At 71.4% G+C, this 16,175-nt stretch carries 19 protein-coding genes; 12 read left to right on the top strand and 7 right to left on the bottom strand.

From position 1 onward, the window contains the following. Positions 1–34: 34 nt before the first annotated feature. A complete protein-coding gene (locus tag ACFCXS_RS18390; protein ID WP_376644376.1) occupies positions 35–520 on the bottom strand; it encodes a nucleoside deaminase in 486 nt (161 codons plus the stop codon). 149 nt (positions 521–669) lie between these two features. Here ACFCXS_RS18390 and ACFCXS_RS18385 point away from each other — a divergent pair, with 149 nt between their 5' ends. Then, positions 670–1,455: a GNAT family N-acetyltransferase gene (locus tag ACFCXS_RS18385; RefSeq protein WP_376644375.1), complete on the top strand. Its 786-nt coding sequence runs from the start codon at positions 670–672 to the stop codon at positions 1,453–1,455. 130 nt (positions 1,456–1,585) lie between these two features. Here the strand turns inward: ACFCXS_RS18385 and ACFCXS_RS18380 are convergent, their stop codons facing one another. Continuing rightward, positions 1,586–2,026: an SPW repeat protein gene (locus ACFCXS_RS18380; protein WP_376644374.1), complete on the bottom strand. Its 441-nt coding sequence runs from the start codon at positions 2,024–2,026 to the stop codon at positions 1,586–1,588. A 225-nt stretch (positions 2,027–2,251) separates the two neighbouring features. Here ACFCXS_RS18380 and ACFCXS_RS18375 point away from each other — a divergent pair, with 225 nt between their 5' ends. The 5 genes from ACFCXS_RS18375 to ACFCXS_RS18355 all read left to right on the top strand — a co-directional run bounded on the left by ACFCXS_RS18375 (position 2,252) and on the right by ACFCXS_RS18355 (position 5,928). Then, on the top strand, positions 2,252–2,428 hold the full coding sequence (locus ACFCXS_RS18375) for a hypothetical protein (protein ID WP_352099835.1): 177 nt from the start codon (positions 2,252–2,254) through the stop codon (positions 2,426–2,428). Positions 2,429–2,593: 165 nt separating this feature from the next. Further along, a complete protein-coding gene (locus tag ACFCXS_RS18370; protein ID WP_350710819.1) occupies positions 2,594–2,677 on the top strand; it encodes a putative leader peptide in 84 nt (27 codons plus the stop codon). 183 nt (positions 2,678–2,860) lie between these two features. Next, the gene (gene ssuE, locus ACFCXS_RS18365) at positions 2,861–3,415 is read left to right on the top strand and encodes an NADPH-dependent FMN reductase (protein ID WP_104786459.1); all 555 of its coding nucleotides are present in this window, start codon (positions 2,861–2,863) and stop codon (positions 3,413–3,415) included. Positions 3,416–3,460: 45 nt separating this feature from the next. Next, a complete protein-coding gene (locus ACFCXS_RS18360; protein WP_376644373.1) occupies positions 3,461–4,612 on the top strand; it encodes an LLM class flavin-dependent oxidoreductase in 1,152 nt (383 codons plus the stop codon). 113 nt (positions 4,613–4,725) lie between these two features. Further along, positions 4,726–5,928 carry a serine hydrolase domain-containing protein gene (locus tag ACFCXS_RS18355; protein ID WP_376644372.1) on the top strand — a complete coding sequence of 401 codons (1,203 nt, stop codon included), beginning with the start codon at positions 4,726–4,728 and terminating at the stop codon, positions 5,926–5,928. Between the two features lie 38 nt (positions 5,929–5,966). On the opposite strand, the gene ACFCXS_RS18350 is transcribed toward ACFCXS_RS18355, so the two are convergent. Beyond that, a complete protein-coding gene (locus ACFCXS_RS18350) occupies positions 5,967–7,016 on the bottom strand; it encodes an acyl-CoA dehydrogenase family protein (RefSeq protein WP_376644371.1) in 1,050 nt (349 codons plus the stop codon). 77 nt (positions 7,017–7,093) lie between these two features. Next, on the bottom strand, positions 7,094–8,203 hold the full coding sequence (locus ACFCXS_RS18345; RefSeq protein WP_376644370.1) for a substrate-binding domain-containing protein: 1,110 nt from the start codon (positions 8,201–8,203) through the stop codon (positions 7,094–7,096). Between the two features lie 79 nt (positions 8,204–8,282). On the opposite strand from ACFCXS_RS18345, the gene ACFCXS_RS18340 reads away from it, so the two are divergent. The 4 genes from ACFCXS_RS18340 to ACFCXS_RS18325 all read left to right on the top strand — a co-directional run bounded on the left by ACFCXS_RS18340 (position 8,283) and on the right by ACFCXS_RS18325 (position 12,273). Then, positions 8,283–8,720, top strand: coding sequence for a MarR family winged helix-turn-helix transcriptional regulator (locus ACFCXS_RS18340; protein ID WP_376644369.1), 438 nt, complete (start codon positions 8,283–8,285; stop codon positions 8,718–8,720). A gap of 273 nt (positions 8,721–8,993) precedes the next feature. After that, a complete protein-coding gene (locus ACFCXS_RS18335) occupies positions 8,994–9,884 on the top strand; it encodes a glycoside hydrolase family 19 protein (protein ID WP_376644368.1) in 891 nt (296 codons plus the stop codon). Between the two features lie 70 nt (positions 9,885–9,954). Continuing rightward, complete coding sequence (locus tag ACFCXS_RS18330) at positions 9,955–11,322, top strand: phospholipase (protein WP_376644367.1); 1,368 nt, start codon at positions 9,955–9,957, stop codon at positions 11,320–11,322. A 42-nt stretch (positions 11,323–11,364) separates the two neighbouring features. Continuing rightward, positions 11,365–12,273 (top strand): oxidoreductase, encoded by a 909-nt coding sequence (locus ACFCXS_RS18325; RefSeq protein ID WP_376644366.1) that lies wholly within the window; start codon positions 11,365–11,367, stop codon positions 12,271–12,273. Positions 12,274–12,450: 177 nt separating this feature from the next. Here ACFCXS_RS18325 and ACFCXS_RS18320 read toward each other — a convergent pair whose 3' ends face one another. Together ACFCXS_RS18320 and ACFCXS_RS18315 are read right to left on the bottom strand one after the other, a co-directional pair. Beyond that, positions 12,451–13,317, bottom strand: a complete 867-nt coding sequence (locus ACFCXS_RS18320) for a GNAT family N-acetyltransferase (RefSeq protein ID WP_376644365.1) — start codon at positions 13,315–13,317, stop codon at positions 12,451–12,453. A gap of 290 nt (positions 13,318–13,607) precedes the next feature. Beyond that, entirely contained in the window at positions 13,608–14,015 is a 408-nt protein-coding gene (locus tag ACFCXS_RS18315; RefSeq protein ID WP_376644364.1) for a tautomerase family protein, read from the bottom strand. 138 nt (positions 14,016–14,153) lie between these two features. Between ACFCXS_RS18315 and ACFCXS_RS18310 the strand changes: the two genes are divergently transcribed. Continuing rightward, complete coding sequence (locus ACFCXS_RS18310) at positions 14,154–14,546, top strand: VOC family protein (RefSeq protein ID WP_376644363.1); 393 nt, start codon at positions 14,154–14,156, stop codon at positions 14,544–14,546. 43 nt (positions 14,547–14,589) lie between these two features. Continuing rightward, positions 14,590–15,669 (top strand): adenosine deaminase, encoded by a 1,080-nt coding sequence (locus ACFCXS_RS18305; protein ID WP_376644362.1) that lies wholly within the window; start codon positions 14,590–14,592, stop codon positions 15,667–15,669. Here ACFCXS_RS18305 and ACFCXS_RS18300 read toward each other — a convergent pair. Beyond that, entirely contained in the window at positions 15,651–16,166 is a 516-nt protein-coding gene (locus ACFCXS_RS18300; RefSeq protein ID WP_376644361.1) for a DUF664 domain-containing protein, read from the bottom strand. The genes ACFCXS_RS18305 and ACFCXS_RS18300 overlap by 19 nt on opposite strands. Positions 16,167–16,175: the final 9 nt, after the last annotated feature.

Raw genomic sequence — 16,175 nt, 5'->3', positions numbered from 1 at the left:
GGCCCGTGGCCCCCGGGTGGGCGCGTCCAGGCCCTCAGTCGCGTCCGAGGTGGAACCTCACGTGCAAGTCCCTCACTCGGCCGACCAGTTCGGGTACGGGGCCGTCCACGGCTACATGGGGTGCCACCTCGTGCACGGAGAGTGTCCGCACCGGCGGCTCGGGGACACCCAACTCCGCCAGCCAGGAGCCGAGTTGCCGGGACGATGCGACGTAGACGATCCGGCCGAGGCCGACCCAGGCGTGGGCGGCCGCACACATCGGGCAGTGCTCACCGGAGGTGTAGACCGTGGCGGCCGCCCGTCCCTCGGGTGTGAGGTGCGCCGCCGACCAGCGGGCCAGCTCGAACTCGGGGTGCCGGGTGCGGTCGCCCGAGGCCACCCGGTTGTGATCCTCGCCGAGGACGGTGCCGTCACCGTCCACCAGGACCGAACCGAACGGCTCGTCCCCGGCCTCCAGGGCTTCGGCCGCGAGTTCCACGCAGCGGCGCAGATACGGCAGTTCCGTGTCCTTCACGACCATGGGGCCGACCCCTCGCGAGACGATGTGATCACGAGGACCTTATGGCCCGGGCGCATCAGAGGAAAGGGACCACGCTTGCGTGAGGGGAGGGGCGGCTGACGCGCCGCAAATCCTTTGCCTTCCGGTCCGGTGACTGCTGAAGTCTGCCCATGGATCATGCTGAGTTGCTTGCCTTGTTCGACCGTGACCTGCGTGTCGGTGCCCGGCCGGACGGTCCCGGTGCCCGGGTCGAGCGCACCGCCGGTGTCGTCCGTCAGGTCGCCGCCGCGGAGGGCTGGAACGGCATCGTGTGGTCCGCCCTCGACGAGGCCGGGGCGGACGCGGTGATCGCCGGGCAGATCGGCCACTACACCGGACTCGGCCTCGACTTCGAGTGGAAGATGTACGGGCACGACCGGCCGGCCGACCTCGGGCGGCGGCTGCGCGCGGCCGGGTTCAGGCCCGGGGACGAGGAGACGCTGATGATCGGCGAGATCGGCGCTCTCGCCCTCGACGCCGAACTGCCCGACGGTGTGCGCGTCGTGCCGGTCACCGACCCGGCGGGCGTCGATCACGTGGCCGACGTCCACGAGAAGGCGTTCGGCGCTGACAGCTCCTGGCTCCGGCACCAGCTCCTCGCCCGGCTGTCGGCCGACCCGGACACCGTCGTCGCCGTCGTGGCCCTGGCCGGCGACCAGCCGGTGAGCGCCGCCCGCATGGAACTCGTGCCCGGCACTCCCTTCGCCGGCCTGTGGGGCGGCGGCACCGTCCCGGGCTGGCGCGGCCAGGGCATCTACCGCTCCCTGGTCGCCCATCGCGCCCGGGCCGCCGCGGCCCGCGGCTACCGCTACCTGCAGGTCGACGCCTCCGCCGAGAGCAGGCCCATCCTGCAACGGCTCGGCTTCGCGGCGCTGACGACCACGACGCCGTACGAGTACACGCTCGCCGGGCGATGAGGGGCTCGCCGCGATGTGGTCGGCCGGTCACCGCCGAGGCTCCCCGGGCCCGGTCTCGGGCGGCGGCGGGCAGGGCGTGAATCGGCCGGTCCGGGACGCGGACCGGCCTCCGATTCCCTTACGGCGGGTGCTACGGCCTGGGCGAGGCCTTCGCCGCCGTTCCGGCGCACACCAGTCCCAGGATCACGGCCAGTGCACCGATGATGATGTTGTTCCACACGACACCGGCGTCCGGGCTCTCGCCGACGATCCAGGGCGAGATGATCATCCACATCCCGAGGGCGCACATGGCCCAGCTCAGGCCGTACATGCGCTCCGGAGCGCGAGTGAACCCGAGCGCCAGCAGGCCGATCGCGATCCCCATGATCAGGTTGTGGGTCACGAGGGCCGGCTGGCTGGTCGTGTAGTGGACTATCCACGGGGAGGCGGCGCAGTACAGACCGAGCAGGAACACCGGTCCGTCCACGAGCGCCACATCACGGCCGCCGAGCATGCGGGCGTAACGGTCCCGCATCTCGGAGGCGTCGGGGTGGCTGGTGATGTCACCTCTGGTGTGCGAGACGTTGGCCATGACTCGTCTCCTTCATGGTGCAGGGCGACCGCGTCTGGAGGGATGTGCGGTAAACGCCGCGTAAGCGTCATTCTGCTCTTATTTCCCCCTTATGTGTAGAGCTCGGGGAGGGGGCGGAATCTACCCGGCGGTACATGTCCGGGCGGATCGGGGGCATCCGGATGTGTACGACAGCGACCGGCGACGTCGCCCGGCGGGCGACGTGGGACAGGGAGGGCAGCGGACGTGACCACGGCCATCGGCGCGAAGGTGTTGGAGCGGTTCCCGGCGGGGTCTCCGCGCGGATCGTGGCCCGCGGAGGAGTACGCGGCACGCCGCCGCGCCGAGGGAGAGCCGGCCACCGTCGTGATGGACCTGGAGTCGGACGCCTTCCTCGTGGTCGTTCCGGCCGACGGCGACTGAGGCCCACGCCGACCGCGCGGCGACCGTGCGCGCCCCCCGGCTCGTGCGAACCGGGAGGGCGCGCACGGCTTTTCGGGGTGCCCCTCGCGAACCGGCCGGTCCGGGATACGAGATGAGCCGCGATTTCCTTGACGGCCCTCGACCTCCGCTGCCACGATCCATGGCATGACCATGCGACTGGACCTCACGCGGCGACGCCATGTCGACCTCGCTCGTGTCTCCAGCGCTTCCTGTCGCGCCGCAGCCTGAGTCTCCCGGCTCGCCGCTTCTCCTCACCGCCGTATCCGCCGTCGGCCGCCGTCCCGGTGGCACGCCCTGAGCGGTGATCTTTCCCCCCGTCTGAATTCGGCACTTTCGCACGCCTTCGAACACGGCGTCCCCGAGTTCGGCGGTGCCCCGCGCAGTTGCGCCCTCTCCCCGAAATGAGAGCCCATGGCCACCGTCCTGTCCGTCTCCGGCAGCCCCTCAGCCTCCTCCCGCACCAGCCGACTGCTGCGCCATCTGGACAAGCGGCTGGCGGCCCAGGGGCATGACGTGATCCCGCTCGACGTCCGCACCATCCCCGCCGAGGCCCTGCTCGGAGCCGACTTCCGCCACCCCGCCATCGTCGAGGCCACCGAACTGTTCGCCCGGGCCGACGGCGTCGTCATCGGCACACCCGTCTACAAGGCGTCCTACTCCGGTGTCCTGAAGGCCCTGCTGGACCTGCTCCCGCAGTACGCCCTCACCGGCAAGACCGTTCTGCCGCTCGCCACCGGCGGCAGCGTCGCCCATGTCCTGGCCATCGACTACGCCCTGCGTCCGGTCCTCAACTCCATGGGCGCCGCCCACATCGTGCAGGGCTGGTTCACCCTCGACAAGCACCTCACCGCTCACGACGACGGCTCCCTGACCGTCGCGCCGGACGCCACCGAGGCGCTGGACCAGGTGGTCGACCAGTTCTCCGCGGCGCTGGGCCGCACCCCGCTGCTGGCCGTGGCGGGCTGACGCCGCCCGCCGCCGCACGCACGTCCCCCTCGATCGGAGTTCCCCGTGTCCCTCACGTTCCACTGGTTCCTGCCCACCAACGGCGACAGCCGTCATGTCGTCGGCGGCGGTCATGGCACCCCGGCCACCGCGTCCGGGCGGGACCGGCCGCCGACGGTCGCCTACCTGAGCCAGATCGCCCGGGCCGCCGAGGAAGTGGGTTTCGCGGGAGCCCTCACGCCCACCGGTGCCTGGTGCGAGGACGCCTGGCTCACCACCGCGATGGTCGCCCAGCACACCGAACGCCTGAAGTTCCTCGTCGCCTTCCGGCCCGGCCTGATCTCGCCCACCCTCGCCGCGCAGATGGCGGCCACCTTCCAGCGGCAGACCGGCGGGCGGCTGCTGCTCAACATCGTCACCGGCGGCGAGAACAAGGAACAGCGCGCCTTCGGCGATTTCCTCGACAAGGACGGCCGGTACCGCCGCACCGGTGAGTTCCTGCACGTCGTACGGGAATTGTGGCAGGGCGGCACCGTCGATCTGCAGGGCGAGCACGTCCGGGTGGCGGAGGCGGCGCTGGCCCGGGTGCCCGACCCCGTGCCCGAGGTGTACTTCGGCGGCTCCTCGCCCATCGCGGGGGAGATCGCCGCCCGGCACGCCGACGTCTACCTCACCTGGGGCGAACCCCCGGCCCAGGTGGCCGAGAAGATCGCCCGGCTCAGGGCGCTGGCCGCCGCCCAGGGCCGCACCCTGCGCTTCGGCATCCGGCTGCACGTCATCACCCGGGACACCGCCGAGCAGGCCTGGGCCGAGGCGGACCGGCTGCTCGACGGCTTCGATCCGGAGACGGTCGCCTCGGTGCAGGCCGGCCTCTCCCGCAGCGAGTCCGAGGGGCAGCAGCGCATGCTCGCCCTGCACGGCGGCCGCCTCGACCGCCTGGAGATCCACCCCAACCTGTGGGCCGGAATCGGCCTGGTACGCGGCGGCGCGGGCACCGCCCTGGTCGGCAGCCACGACGAGGTCGCCGAGCGGATCAAGGAGTACCACGCCCTGGGCATCGACGAGTTCATCCTCTCCGGCTATCCGCACCTGGAGGAGGCGTACTGGTTCGGCGAGGGGGTCCTGCCACGCCTCGCCGCGCAGGGACTGTGGCGGCACCCCGCGGGCGGTCGGGACACGCCCGTCGCAGCGGCCCCCTTCGTGCCGGTCGCGAGCTGACCCCCGGTCCGTTCCGTCACCGGGAGGCCGGAGATCAACCCTGAGGCCCCGCCCGGGCGTCCTGGTCACCGAGTGGGCATGACCGCCCCTCGGTGACCAGGAGGCACATCCGCATGAAGCAGCGCGCCGCACGCACCGTCTCGATCGCCCTGGCCGTGGCGCTGTCCGCCGCAACGGCGGCACTGGCCCCGGCCGCTCACGCGGCGGATCGGCAGCACGGCCACGAGGCCACCCGGACCGCGTTACGCGCGCTGGTCGAGAAGGGCGGACTCCCCGGAGTGGCGGCCGAGGTCCGTGACGGCAAAGGGACTTGGTCCGGCGAGTCGGGCTACGCGGACACCGGCACCGGCCGCACGCGTTCGGCCGGCGAGCACTTCCGCGGAGCCAGCATCACCAAGACGTTCGTCGCGACGGTCCTGCTCCAGCTGGAGGCCGAAGGCCGACTGGACCTGGACGACACGGTCGAGCGATGGCTGCCCGGACTGCTGCGCGGCAACGGCTACGACGGCAGCAAGGTCACCCTGCGCCGGCTCCTCAACCACACCAGCGGAATAGCCAACTACACCGACGACCCCGCCTTCCTCCACGACAGCGCAGGACCCGGCTTCCCGGAGCACCGGTACGACACCCACACGCCCGAGGAGCTCGTGGCGCTCGCGCTGCGGCGCCCACCGCGGTCGGGCCCGGAGAGCGAGCCGTCGTACTCGAACACCAACTTCGTCGTCGCGGGCATGGTCATCGAGAAGGCCACGGGCCACGGTTACGCCCAGGAGATCACCCGCCGCATCCTGCGGCCGCTGAAACTGCGCGGGACGTCCTTCCCCGGCACTTCTCCCCATATGCCGAAGCCCCACCCCGTCGGTTACTCCCGCCTCCACCAGGACGCCCCCGACGCCGAGATCCACGACGCCACCGAACAGAACATGACCTGGCTGGGCGCGGCGGGCGACGTCATCTCCACCAGCGGCGACCTCAACCGGTTCCAACGGGCCCTGGTGAAAGGCCACTTGCTGCCGCAGCGGCAGATGAAGGAGATGTTCGAAGAGGTTCCGGCCGGGCATGGTACCGGGTACGGACTCGGGGTCGAGTTCGCTCAGTTGTCCTGCGGGGTGAAGGTGGTGGGCAAGAGCGGCCGTACGAACGGCTCCCTGTCCGCGACGGCCGGCACCCTGGACGGCGAGCACCAGCTCACCTTCAACATCAACGGCGACTGGCTCCCGAACTCCTCCCTCTACACGGACGTCATCGAAGCGGAGTTCTGCGGGAAGATACCGTCCCGGACGAACCGGGCACCGGCCGCGCCCCGCCTCGGCTAGCGGGACGCCAGGGAACCGAGATGCCTCGGCCGCCTCGGCTAGCCGGACGCCAGCGAGCCGAGGTGCGTCCTGCGTGCCTCGGCCGTCTGGCCCTGCACCAGCAGGAACATCCCCTCGCGCGCCAGCCGTTGCGCCCGGCTGCCCAGGTCCATGGACCGGCCGCCCCCGGCCACGACCGCCGCGGTCGTGGCCGCGCGCAGGAGGTCGAACGCGCGGGTCTTGACGGCCAGGCGTTCCGGAACGTGGTCGTGCGGGGCGGGGCGGTCGGCCAGTGCGTAGGCCTCCGTGCGGACCTCGTCGAGCCGGGCGCGCAGCGACCGGGCCGTGTCCCGGCCGTCCGGGGTGTGCTCCACGAGGTCCAGCGCCGCGTACGCCACCCCGAACACGGCCGGACTGGTGTTGGCGGCCCGGGGCAGGTCGACCCGGGCGAACTCCTCCCGCGAGGTGCGCAGCACGACGGACTCCTCCGGCAGCCACAGGCCGTCCAGCTCCAGGGACACCGTACGGGCGGCGGTCAGGGCCGCGAGCCGCATGGGCGCCGACGGCGTCAGCCCGGGCTGCTCGCGGGCCTCGGCGAATCCGAACACCACCTCGGCCGTGTCCGTCACCCCGGCCAGCAGCATCACGTCGTTCAGACCCCACCCCGTGAACCAGGGCACCGTCCCCTCGAACCGCCAGCCGCCCTCCTGGCGAACGGCCCGCACCGGCACCCGGGGGAAGGCGCGGACATGGGCGAAGGCGATGCCGGCCATCAGTTCGCCCGTCGCCAGCGGACGCAGCAGCTTCTCCCGGACGGGCGAGTCGTGGGTGGCGAGCATCTTCACCGGTGTGTGGTGCTGTGTCTGCACGAACCAGGTGGAGCAGCACGCTCCGGCCAGGATCTCCGCGGTCTCCCGCGCCACGGCCACGGGCGCGTCCGCGCCGCCGTACTCCCGCGGCGCGACCACCCCGAGCAGCCCGGCCCGTTTCACCTCCTCGACATGACTCGCGGGCACCCCCTCCTGGTCGACGCGTTCGGCCTGCGGGGCGAGGAGATCACGCGCCAGTCGCAGGGCGCGGGTGACGAGCGGATGGGGTGTGGTGGTCATGAGGGGATTCTCGCGGTCGACGGCACGGGCCGGGGGAGTGGGGCGTCGATCCCGGGGCGTGTCGGCCTCCGGCCGTCTCACGGACGTGTGTCCAGCTCCGTGAGCACGTCGAAGTCCAGCCCGTCGGCCCGCGCCAGGTAGATCCGCTGGCGCACATGGGCGTCCCGCAGGTGCATCAGCCCGCGCGGGCCCTCGTACGACACCGCCCCGGCCCCCGCGGTGGCGCCGATCGCCGAGACGTCCAGCGTGCCGGCCCTCTTCAGCAGCGCGGCCAGCAGCAGCACACCCTCGTAGCAGGACTCGCCGAGGCTGCCGAGGGCGGGCGCCTGGACGCCGTAGCGGGCGGCGTACTGCCCGTGGAAGTCGAGGGTGTCGCGATTGGCCAGCGAGGCGAAGAACCCGGCCGTGCTGTAGAGGTCCTCGGTGGCCTCAGGGCCGCTCGCCACCAGCATGTTCTCGTCCATCAGAGTGCTCAGCCGCAGACAGCGCGAGGGCAGGCCGTATGCCGCGAACGCCCGGTTGAAGCGCACCGCGTCACTGCCGACGAGCAGCATCAGCACCGCGTCCGCGTCGGAGTGCTCCACGCGGCGCAGCACCGGCTCGAAGTCGTGGGTGCCGAGCGGGAGATAGGCCTCACCGGTGACGCGCCCGCCGCCGTCCCGGGCGTACCGGCGGGCCGAGCGGGCCGTGTGCCGCGGCCACACGTAGTCGTTGCCCACCACGAACCAACGCCGGACCCGGCGCTCGCGCGCCAGCAGATCCATCGCGGGCCGGAGCTGGTCGCCCGGAGTCTCGCTGGTCAGGAAGACCCCTGCCGTGCCCTCCCCGCCCTCGTACAGCGCGGTGTAGACGTACGGGACGCGGTGCGCGATCCTCGGCGCCAGCGCCTGCCGGACGGAGGAGATGTGCCAGCCGGTGACGCCCTGCACGGCACCCAGGTCCACCAGCGCCTCGACCTCGTCCGCGATCCGGTCGGGCGGGCCCGAGCCGTCGACCGGCACCAGCCGCAGCTCCCTGCCGAGCACGCCGCCGTCCCGGTTGATCTCCTCGGCGGCCAGTCGCGCGCACAGCTCGCAGGTGGGTCCGAAGATCCCGGCCGGGCCCCGCAGGGGGAAGACGAGGGCCACACCGAGCACGGAGTCGTCGGCCGTGAACCACTCGGGCCCTGGGAGGTCGTGCCGGAACATGGCGTCATGATTCCGGCTCCGCCGGACGAACTCCAGTCCGTCTCCTACGATGGACACCCCTCGTGACCTAGGAGCAGGGATGCACAGCCCGACCCCGCGTCGCCCCGACGACCTCGTGCAGTTGCTGACGCGGGCCGAACGGCTGGCGGCGCGGCGATTGCAGGCCGTGCTGGAGGCGGAGGGCTGCTCGCTCGACGCGTGGCGGGTGCTGGCCACGCTGTCCGACGGTGAGGGGCACCACATGACGGGGCTCGCCGAGGCCGCTTTCCTGCCGCCTCCGACGCTGACCAAGCTGGTCGACCAGCTCGTCGACCAGAACCTGGTGCACCGCAGGGTCGATCCGTTCGACCGGCGTCGCGTCCTCGCCCATCTCACCCCCCGCGGCCAGGAGTACTGGCAGCGCGTCGACCGGGCGGTCCGCGCCGCCCGGCCCTCGCTCGGCGAAGGCGACGACGACCTGCTGCGGTCCCTGCTGGGCCGTCTGGCGGCGACGCTGGAGAACCCGGCGCACGTGTGAGTGCTCCAGGACGCCGGAGGGCACGGACGGGTCACTGATCATGCCGGTCCGATCCGGGAATGACGGGCCGTCAACCAGCCCGAACGCCATCAGGTCCATACCTGACTGGTCTACACCCTTGACTGGTACAGACCAAAGCGGTTGAGTGTGCGTCCCAGCCCCCCACCACGGCCGCCCCCACGCCGTGACCGGACCACCGGCGCGTGCGGTCAAGGGTCTGCTTCACCCTGCCCTCGTCAGGGTGCGGCCGTGCTCCGCGAAGGAGTCGAACCCGTGTCGAGACGCCGTATCTCCGCAGTCCTGGCCACCCTCGCCCTCGCCGGCACCGCACCGGTGCTCCTGCCCGCCACGACCGCCTCGGCCGCCGCCTGCTCCAGCTACCCGAACTGGACGGCCGGGAAGTCGTACAACGCGGGCGACATCGTCCGCTACACCGACGGCAAGGCGTACATCGCCGAGCACGCCAACCCGGGCTACGACCCGGTCATCAGCACCTGGTACTGGGAGCCGTACGCCTGCGACAACGGGCCGGGCACGCCCGACGCGCGCTTCGTCGTGAGCGAGGCGCAGTTCAACCAGATGTTCCCGAACCGGAATTCGTTCTACAGCCACAGCGGTCTCACCGCGGCCCTGAGCGCCTACCCCGGCTTCGCCAACACCGGCAGCGACACGGTGAAGAAGCAGGAGGCCGCCGCCTTCCTCGCCAACGTCAGCCACGAGACCGGCGGTCTGGTGCACGTGGTGGAGCAGAACACCGCCAACTACCCGCACTACTGCGACTGGGGCCGGCCCTACGGCTGTCCGGCCGGACAGGCCGCCTATTACGGGCGCGGCCCGATCCAGCTGAGCTGGAACTTCAACTACAAGGCCGCGGGCGACGCGCTCGGCATCGACCTGCTGAACAACCCCTGGCTGGTGCAGAACGACTCGGCCGTCGCCTGGAAGACGGCCCTGTGGTACTGGAACACCCAGACCGGCCCCGGCAGCATGACCCCGCACAATGCCATGGTGAACGGCGCCGGGTTCGGCCAGACGATCCGCAGCATCAACGGCTCCCTGGAGTGCGACGGCAAGAACCCGGCGCAGGTACAGAGCCGTGTGAACAACTACCAGCGGTTCACACAGATCCTCGGGACGTCGCCCGGAGGCAACCTGTACTGCTGACGCCGGACCGGCCGGCGTGGTGTCATGCGGGATGTCATGAACCTGACCGGTTGATCGAAGGGCATCCCCCATGCGCCTACGCACTCCCCACGCCCTGCTCGCCACGGCCGCGGCACTGGCCGCCGCGGTCGTGGCCCCCCAGCCCGCTGCCGCCGCAGTTCCGGCTCCGGGCCCGTACTACGTGCAGAGCGTCACGACCGGGCTCAACGCGGCCGACAACGGCGGCGCGGTCGAGCAGCACAGACCCCGCGGCGACGAGGACCGCCAGCAGTGGCAGTTGAAGCCGAGCGGGTCCTCCTACCTCCTGGAGAACACCGTCGCGCCCGGCAGTTGCCTCGGCCGCAGCGGCGACCAGGCCGCGACCGTCGCCTGCGCGAGTGCCGACGCCGGGTGGGAGATCGACCCGATCGGCGCCGACCGCTACACGCTCAAGGTTCCGGGAACCACCCGCCACCTCACGGTCGCGCCCAAGCCCTCCGGCGCCACCTACCCCGCCCGGCTCGCCCTCGGCGGATCCGGCGACCTCGCCGCCTGGTACCTCACCCCGGTCACGCCCGTCACACAGCCCATGCCGCCGCAGGACCGGCGCACCCTGGACCAGGTCACCTTCCTCACCACACACAACGCCTACGCCAACGGCGTCGACGGCGGCTTCGCCCCGCCCTTCGTCAACCTCGTGCCCAACCAGACCCGCGGCGTCCAGCAGCAACTCGTCGACGGGGTGCGCGGATTCATGCTGGACGTCCACCAGACCCCCGACGGTGCGATCCTCTGCCACAACAGCTGCACCCTCGTCAGCAGGCCCGTCGCCCTGTGGGTCGACCTCCAGCGCATGGTCGACTTCCTCAAAGCCCACCCCGACCAGTTCGTCACCGTCTTCCTGGAGGACTACGTCGATCCGGCCGTCCTGCGCGCCGAACTCGCCCGTGTCAACGGCCTGTCGGACGTTCTCTACCGGCCCGATCTCACCGGCGTCCGGCAGAACGGCTGGCCGACGATGACGGAGCTGGCCGCCGCCGGCGACCGGCTGCTGATCTTCACCGATCACAGCCGCTCCGCCGACCAGGCCGCCGGCCTGACCCGGGACAGCTTCGGGGTCATGTACCAGTCCGAGTGGACCGTCGAGAACTACTGGTCGATGGGCTCCGGCCTCGGCACCTCCGACTGGTCCTGCTACAGCCGCTGGTACGGCGCCGACACCAACATCCCGCTGACCCGCACCGAACCGGGATTCCGCCCGCTGTTCGTCATGAACCACTTCCGTGACGTCCCGCTCACCGGCACGGCCGGCACGGACAACACCAAACTCGCCGACCGCGCCCAGCGCTTCTGCCGGCCGGCCGCCCGCAAGAAGCCCAACTTCCTCGCCGTGGACCACTACGACCGCGGCAACCCGGCCTCCGCCGTCGCCACCCTCAACACGTACACATATCCGTGAACCGGCTTCGCCGGCCCGCATACCGTGTGTGAGACTCCGCCGATGGGCTCACAAACGATCACCGCGGAGACCGCGGGCACCTGGAAACTCGGCGACCTGCCCGTCCACCGCATCGGGTTCGGCGCGATGAGGCTGACGGGCAGCGCCGCCTTCCACCACGGCACACCGAGCGACCGCGACCGCTCGATCGCCGTCCTGCGCAGGGCGATCGAGCTGGGCGTGAACCACATCGACACGGCCGCCTTCTACTTCTCGTCGCTGCGATCCGCCAACGAACTCATCAACAGCGCCCTCGCGCCCTACCCCGACGACCTGGTCATCGTCACCAAGGTGGGCCCGTACCGCGCCTACGACGGGGAGTGGGGCACCTCGGCCCGCCCCGAGGACCTGCGCGGCCACGTCGAGGAGAACCTGCGCCAGCTCGGCCGCGACCACCTGGACGTGGTCAACCTGCGCCGGATGCCGAAGTACGACTCCATCGCCGAACACTTCGGCGCCCTCGCGGAGCTGCGCGAGGCGGGCCTGATCCGCCACCTCGGCATCTCCAACGTCACGTCCCGCCATCTCGCCGAGGCCCGGGCCATCGCGCCCGTGGTCTGCGTCCAGAACCGGTACGCCCTCGACCGCCCCGACCCCGACAGCGACGAACTGCTCCGCGTCTGCGCCGAGGAAGGCATCGCCTTCGTGCCGTTCTACGCCGTCGCGGGCGAGGCCGGTGAGCAGGGCGCCACCACCGACCACGACGAGGAGGTCCGCGCCGTGGCCCGGGCCCATGATGCGACCCCCGCCCAGATCCGCATCGCCTGGACCCTCCACCAGGGACCCCACGTCCTCGCCATACCCGGCACCGGCAACCCCGACCACCTCACGGAGAACGTGGCGGCGGGCGCGATCCGCCTCACGGACGAGGATCTGAACCGGCTCGGCAGGGCGCACCACCAGGCCTGCTGACGGGCGGCTGCACGGCCCGGACACCCTCCCGCATGAGTGGCCGCCGCGCGGTGTGGCAGTGGCGGTCAGGCGTCAGGGGCGACTTCGGGGTGCGTGAACCGCGTGGGCTTGCCCAGCGACCGGGCGTAGGCGAGTTCGGATCGGGTGCTGTCTCCGTCATCCCTTACGAGACAGCCCTCAGTAGAGGATCGACGGCAGGTACGCCCCGTCGGGCCGGTTGTACAGGCCGATGGTCATCAGGCTCATCAGCTGCACGACCTTGAGGTCGTTGGACAGGCACCACCTGAGGAGTGCGCTGTCGCCCGCCGGGACGAGGATGCCGGGACCGCCGAAGTGCGGGGCCGACGCGATCAGGGCCTGGAGGTCCGGGGCGGTCTCGCCCACGGCGTGCGCGAAGAAGGCCAGGTCAGTGGCGTATCCCGTGACCCGTCCGGCACGCTCCACGACCCGGGCCGTGCCCTGTTTGAGCGCGTCGGCGACCTCGCCGCCACGGTCGACACCGTGGACCTGCCGGCACACGTCGTTGCAGGCGCCGAGGTCCCCGTCCGTCGCCTCCCGCACCTCGTACCCGGGCAGCGCACGCCCGACCGGCGGGCCCTGCACGCAGGCCACAGTGGCCCGGTGGACGAAGCCGAGGCTCATGTACAGGGAGAACGACCTGTTGTGGTAGCCGCTCTGCAACAGCCGGATTCCCGGCGCACTCCGCTCGTCGGCCCGCTCCATCACGTCCAGCATGAGGCGGCGGCCCACGCCCGCGTTCTGCCCGGTGGGGTCGACGGTGACGGGCCCCACCCCGACGATGACGGAGCGTTCGTCGAGGAAGTTGCTGCCCACGATCCGCCCGTCGAGCTCGGCGACGACACTGTAGAAACCCGGGTGGGTCAGGGCTCCCTCGATCAGCGCGACACCCACCTCGGGGCTGGGGACGTCGGGTGGGAACGCGTGCTCCTTCGCGACGCCGGCGAAGGCCTCGTAGCAGATCCTTCCGCACTCCGCCGCATCGTCCGCAGTGCCCGGGCGCAGTACGAGATCCACGATCGCCATCCCCTTCTCAGCACACCCCGCGCGGCGAGTCACCCCTCGCTTCCATCCTGTGCGCCTCCAGGCCGGGGCGCATCCGGCACGGCGAGGTCCCCGGACCGCGTCCCTGGAGTCCCGCTCGTCCCGGGCGATTCGTTCCCCGCCCTGGTGAACTGGCCGGAGCTCAGCACGGCGGCCGGCCAGTGCCTGAGCGCGGCGCTCGGGCCGGACTCCGTTCCCTGGGCCCGGGCCTCGTGGCCCTTCGACTGCGAGGATTTCGCACTGTTCCCCGACGAGGCGCCGGGCGCGCAGTTCTACCCGGGCGTCGCGGACGCGGAGCCGTCCAGATACTGCGCCACGCCCTCGCCCAGCGACCAGTCGGCCGACTCGTTCTCGGTCAGCACGACGAACACGTTCCGCGGCTCGGTGCCCGCATACGCGTGGGCGAGCTCTGCGGTCCTGCGGTACAGCGCCTGCTTCTGCGCGGGCGTACGACCGGAGCGCAGGGTGATCGCGACGTAGACGATGCCCTCGTCGCGGTGTACGCCCAGGTAGTCGTCGTAGCGCAGGGTGCTGCTCGTGCCGTCGTGGTCCACGAGGACCTGGAACCGGTCGTCGGGCGGGATGCCGATCGTCTCGGCCAGGGCGTCGTGCACGGCACGGCCGAGAGCGGCCAGGCGCTCGGGCCCGGCGCGGAGCGTGTCGATACGGACGAAAGGCATGGGACCTCCGAAGGGGGCTGATCAGGAGCTGTACATACTAGTAGTTACAGAGATGGTGAAGGAAGTCGGCCGATAGTTGGCGTCTGCGGAGTTTTACGTATAACCTCTCCGGTCAACCGCCCGCTCCGAGAGGCCCCGATGCGACATATCGCCCTGGTCACCCTCGTCGTCGACGACTACGACGAGGCGATCCGCTTCTACACCGACGCGCTCGGCTTCCGGCTCGCCGAGGACGCGCCCCGGCCCGACGGATCCCGCTGGGTCGTCGTCGAACCCGGCACCCAGGGGGCCGGCACCTGTCTGCTGCTGGCCCGTGCCGAGGGAGAGGCCCAGGCCGCCCGGGTCGGCGACCAGACCGGCGGGCGGGTCGGCTTCTTCCTGTACACCGACGACTTCGCCCGCGACCACGCCCGCATGACCGCCGCGGGTGTGACCTTCCTGGAGGACCCGCGGCACGAGCCGTACGGCACCGTCGCCGTCTTCCAGGACCTGTACGGCAATCGCTGGGACCTGCTCCAGCCCGTCGGCTGACCCTCCCCACCGCTCGAACGACCCGCCCGAGGAAAGACCCGCCATGACTGCTACGCGTGTAGACGCCGACCTGATCCGCCGCCTCCCCAAGGCCGTGCTGCACGACCACCTCGACGGCGGCCTGCGCCCCGCCACCGTGGTGGAACTGGCGGAGACGGTCGGCCACACCCTGCCCACCACCGACCCGGACGAGCTCGCCGCCTGGTACTACGAGGCCGCCAACTCCGGCGACCTGGTGCGCTACATAGCCACCTTCGAGCACACCCTCGCCGTGATGCAGACCCGCGAGGGCCTGCTGCGCACGGCCGAGGAGTACGTGCTCGACCTGGCCGCCGACGGTGTCGTGTACGGCGAGGTGCGCTACGCCCCCGAGCTGAACACCAACGGCGAGCTGACCATGGCCGAGGTCGTGGAGACGGTCCAGGAGGGTCTCGCCGCGGGCATGGCGAAGGCCGCTGCCGCGGGCACGCCCGTGCGGGTCGGCACCCTGCTGTGCGGGATGCGGATGTTCGACCGGGTGCGCGAGGCGGCCGACCTGGCCGTGGCGTTCCGCGACGCCGGCGTCGTGGGCTTCGACATCGCCGGCGCCGAGGACGGCTTCCCGCCCGCCGACCACCTCGCGGCCTTCGAGCACCTGCGTCGCGAGAACGTGCCGTTCACCATCCACGCCGGTGAGGCGCACGGTCTGCCCAGCATCCACCAGGCCCTGCAGGTGTGCGGCGCCCAGCGCATCGGGCACGGCGTGCGGATCACCGACGACATCCCGGACCTCGCGGGCGGCAAGCTCGGCCGGCTCGCGGGCTGGGTGCGCGACCGGCGCATCGCGCTGGAGATGTGCCCGACGTCCAACCTCCAGACGGGCGCCGCCACCTCCATCGCCGAGCACCCGATCACCGCGCTCAAGGACCTCGGCTTCCGCGTCACCCTCAACACCGACAACCGGCTGGTCTCGGGCACCACGATGACCCGCGAGATGTCCCTGCTGGCCGAGCAGGCGGGCTGGACCGTGGAGGATCTGCGCACGGTGACCGTCAACGCCCTGAAGAGTGCGTTCATCCCGTTCGACGAGCGCAACGCCCTCATCCGTGACGTGGTGCTGCCGGGTTACGACGCCGCGCTCTGAAGCAGCCCCCGCAGGTAGGCGGCCTGTCCGATGTGCTGGAGATCGTCGGACAGGACGCTGACCAGCCGGACGCCCAGGGTGACCGGCGGGTCCCAGCGCTCGTCGACGACCCGTTCCAGGTCCTTGGCGGCCAGGCCCCGCAGGGCGTCCAGGCTCTGCTCGTGCACCGCGTCGTAGTAGCCGGTCAGCAGCTCGCCCGAGTCGACCCGGACCCGGGCGACCTTGGCGGGGCTGTGGCCGTAGCCCGTGTCGCGTCGGGGCAGGTCCAGCCCGAAGCGCTTCTCCCAGTCCTGGGACAGCCACACCTGTTCGAGGCCGAAGGCGTCGGCCATGTGGTCGTCCTGGACGCGCGTGAGGTGCCAGACCAGCCAGGCGATGGAGTTGGTGTCGGGGGAGGGACGGGCGCTCAGCTCGTCCGGCCCGAGGCCCTCCACGGTGGCACGGACTTCTTCGCGGATGCGGCTGAAGCCGTCGATGAGGATGTCCTTCGCATGCATGGCTCCACC

This window comes from Streptomyces sp. NPDC056373 (assembly GCF_042262425.1).
GTDB lineage: Bacteria > Actinomycetota > Actinomycetes > Streptomycetales > Streptomycetaceae > Streptomyces.
This window is presented reverse-complemented; position numbering and strand designations above follow the sequence as displayed.

Coding starts and splice junctions, on each gene's coding strand:
- ACFCXS_RS18390 (WP_376644376.1), bottom strand. CDS start 520: ATGGTCGTGAAGGACACGGAACTGCCGTATCTGCGCCGCTGCGTGGAA.
- ACFCXS_RS18385 (WP_376644375.1), top strand. CDS start 670: ATGGATCATGCTGAGTTGCTTGCCTTGTTCGACCGTGACCTGCGTGTC.
- ACFCXS_RS18380 (WP_376644374.1), bottom strand. CDS start 2,026: ATGGCCAACGTCTCGCACACCAGAGGTGACATCACCAGCCACCCCGAC.
- ACFCXS_RS18370 (WP_350710819.1), top strand. CDS start 2,594: ATGACCATGCGACTGGACCTCACGCGGCGACGCCATGTCGACCTCGCT.
- ssuE (WP_104786459.1), top strand. CDS start 2,861: ATGGCCACCGTCCTGTCCGTCTCCGGCAGCCCCTCAGCCTCCTCCCGC.
- ACFCXS_RS18355 (WP_376644372.1), top strand. CDS start 4,726: ATGAAGCAGCGCGCCGCACGCACCGTCTCGATCGCCCTGGCCGTGGCG.
- ACFCXS_RS18350 (WP_376644371.1), bottom strand. CDS start 7,016: ATGACCACCACACCCCATCCGCTCGTCACCCGCGCCCTGCGACTGGCG.
- ACFCXS_RS18345 (WP_376644370.1), bottom strand. CDS start 8,203: ATGTTCCGGCACGACCTCCCAGGGCCCGAGTGGTTCACGGCCGACGAC.
- ACFCXS_RS18340 (WP_376644369.1), top strand. CDS start 8,283: ATGCACAGCCCGACCCCGCGTCGCCCCGACGACCTCGTGCAGTTGCTG.
- ACFCXS_RS18330 (WP_376644367.1), top strand. CDS start 9,955: ATGCGCCTACGCACTCCCCACGCCCTGCTCGCCACGGCCGCGGCACTG.
- ACFCXS_RS18325 (WP_376644366.1), top strand. CDS start 11,365: ATGGGCTCACAAACGATCACCGCGGAGACCGCGGGCACCTGGAAACTC.
- ACFCXS_RS18320 (WP_376644365.1), bottom strand. CDS start 13,317: ATGGCGATCGTGGATCTCGTACTGCGCCCGGGCACTGCGGACGATGCG.
- ACFCXS_RS18315 (WP_376644364.1), bottom strand. CDS start 14,015: ATGCCTTTCGTCCGTATCGACACGCTCCGCGCCGGGCCCGAGCGCCTG.
- ACFCXS_RS18310 (WP_376644363.1), top strand. CDS start 14,154: ATGCGACATATCGCCCTGGTCACCCTCGTCGTCGACGACTACGACGAG.
- ACFCXS_RS18305 (WP_376644362.1), top strand. CDS start 14,590: ATGACTGCTACGCGTGTAGACGCCGACCTGATCCGCCGCCTCCCCAAG.
- ACFCXS_RS18300 (WP_376644361.1), bottom strand. CDS start 16,166: ATGCATGCGAAGGACATCCTCATCGACGGCTTCAGCCGCATCCGCGAA.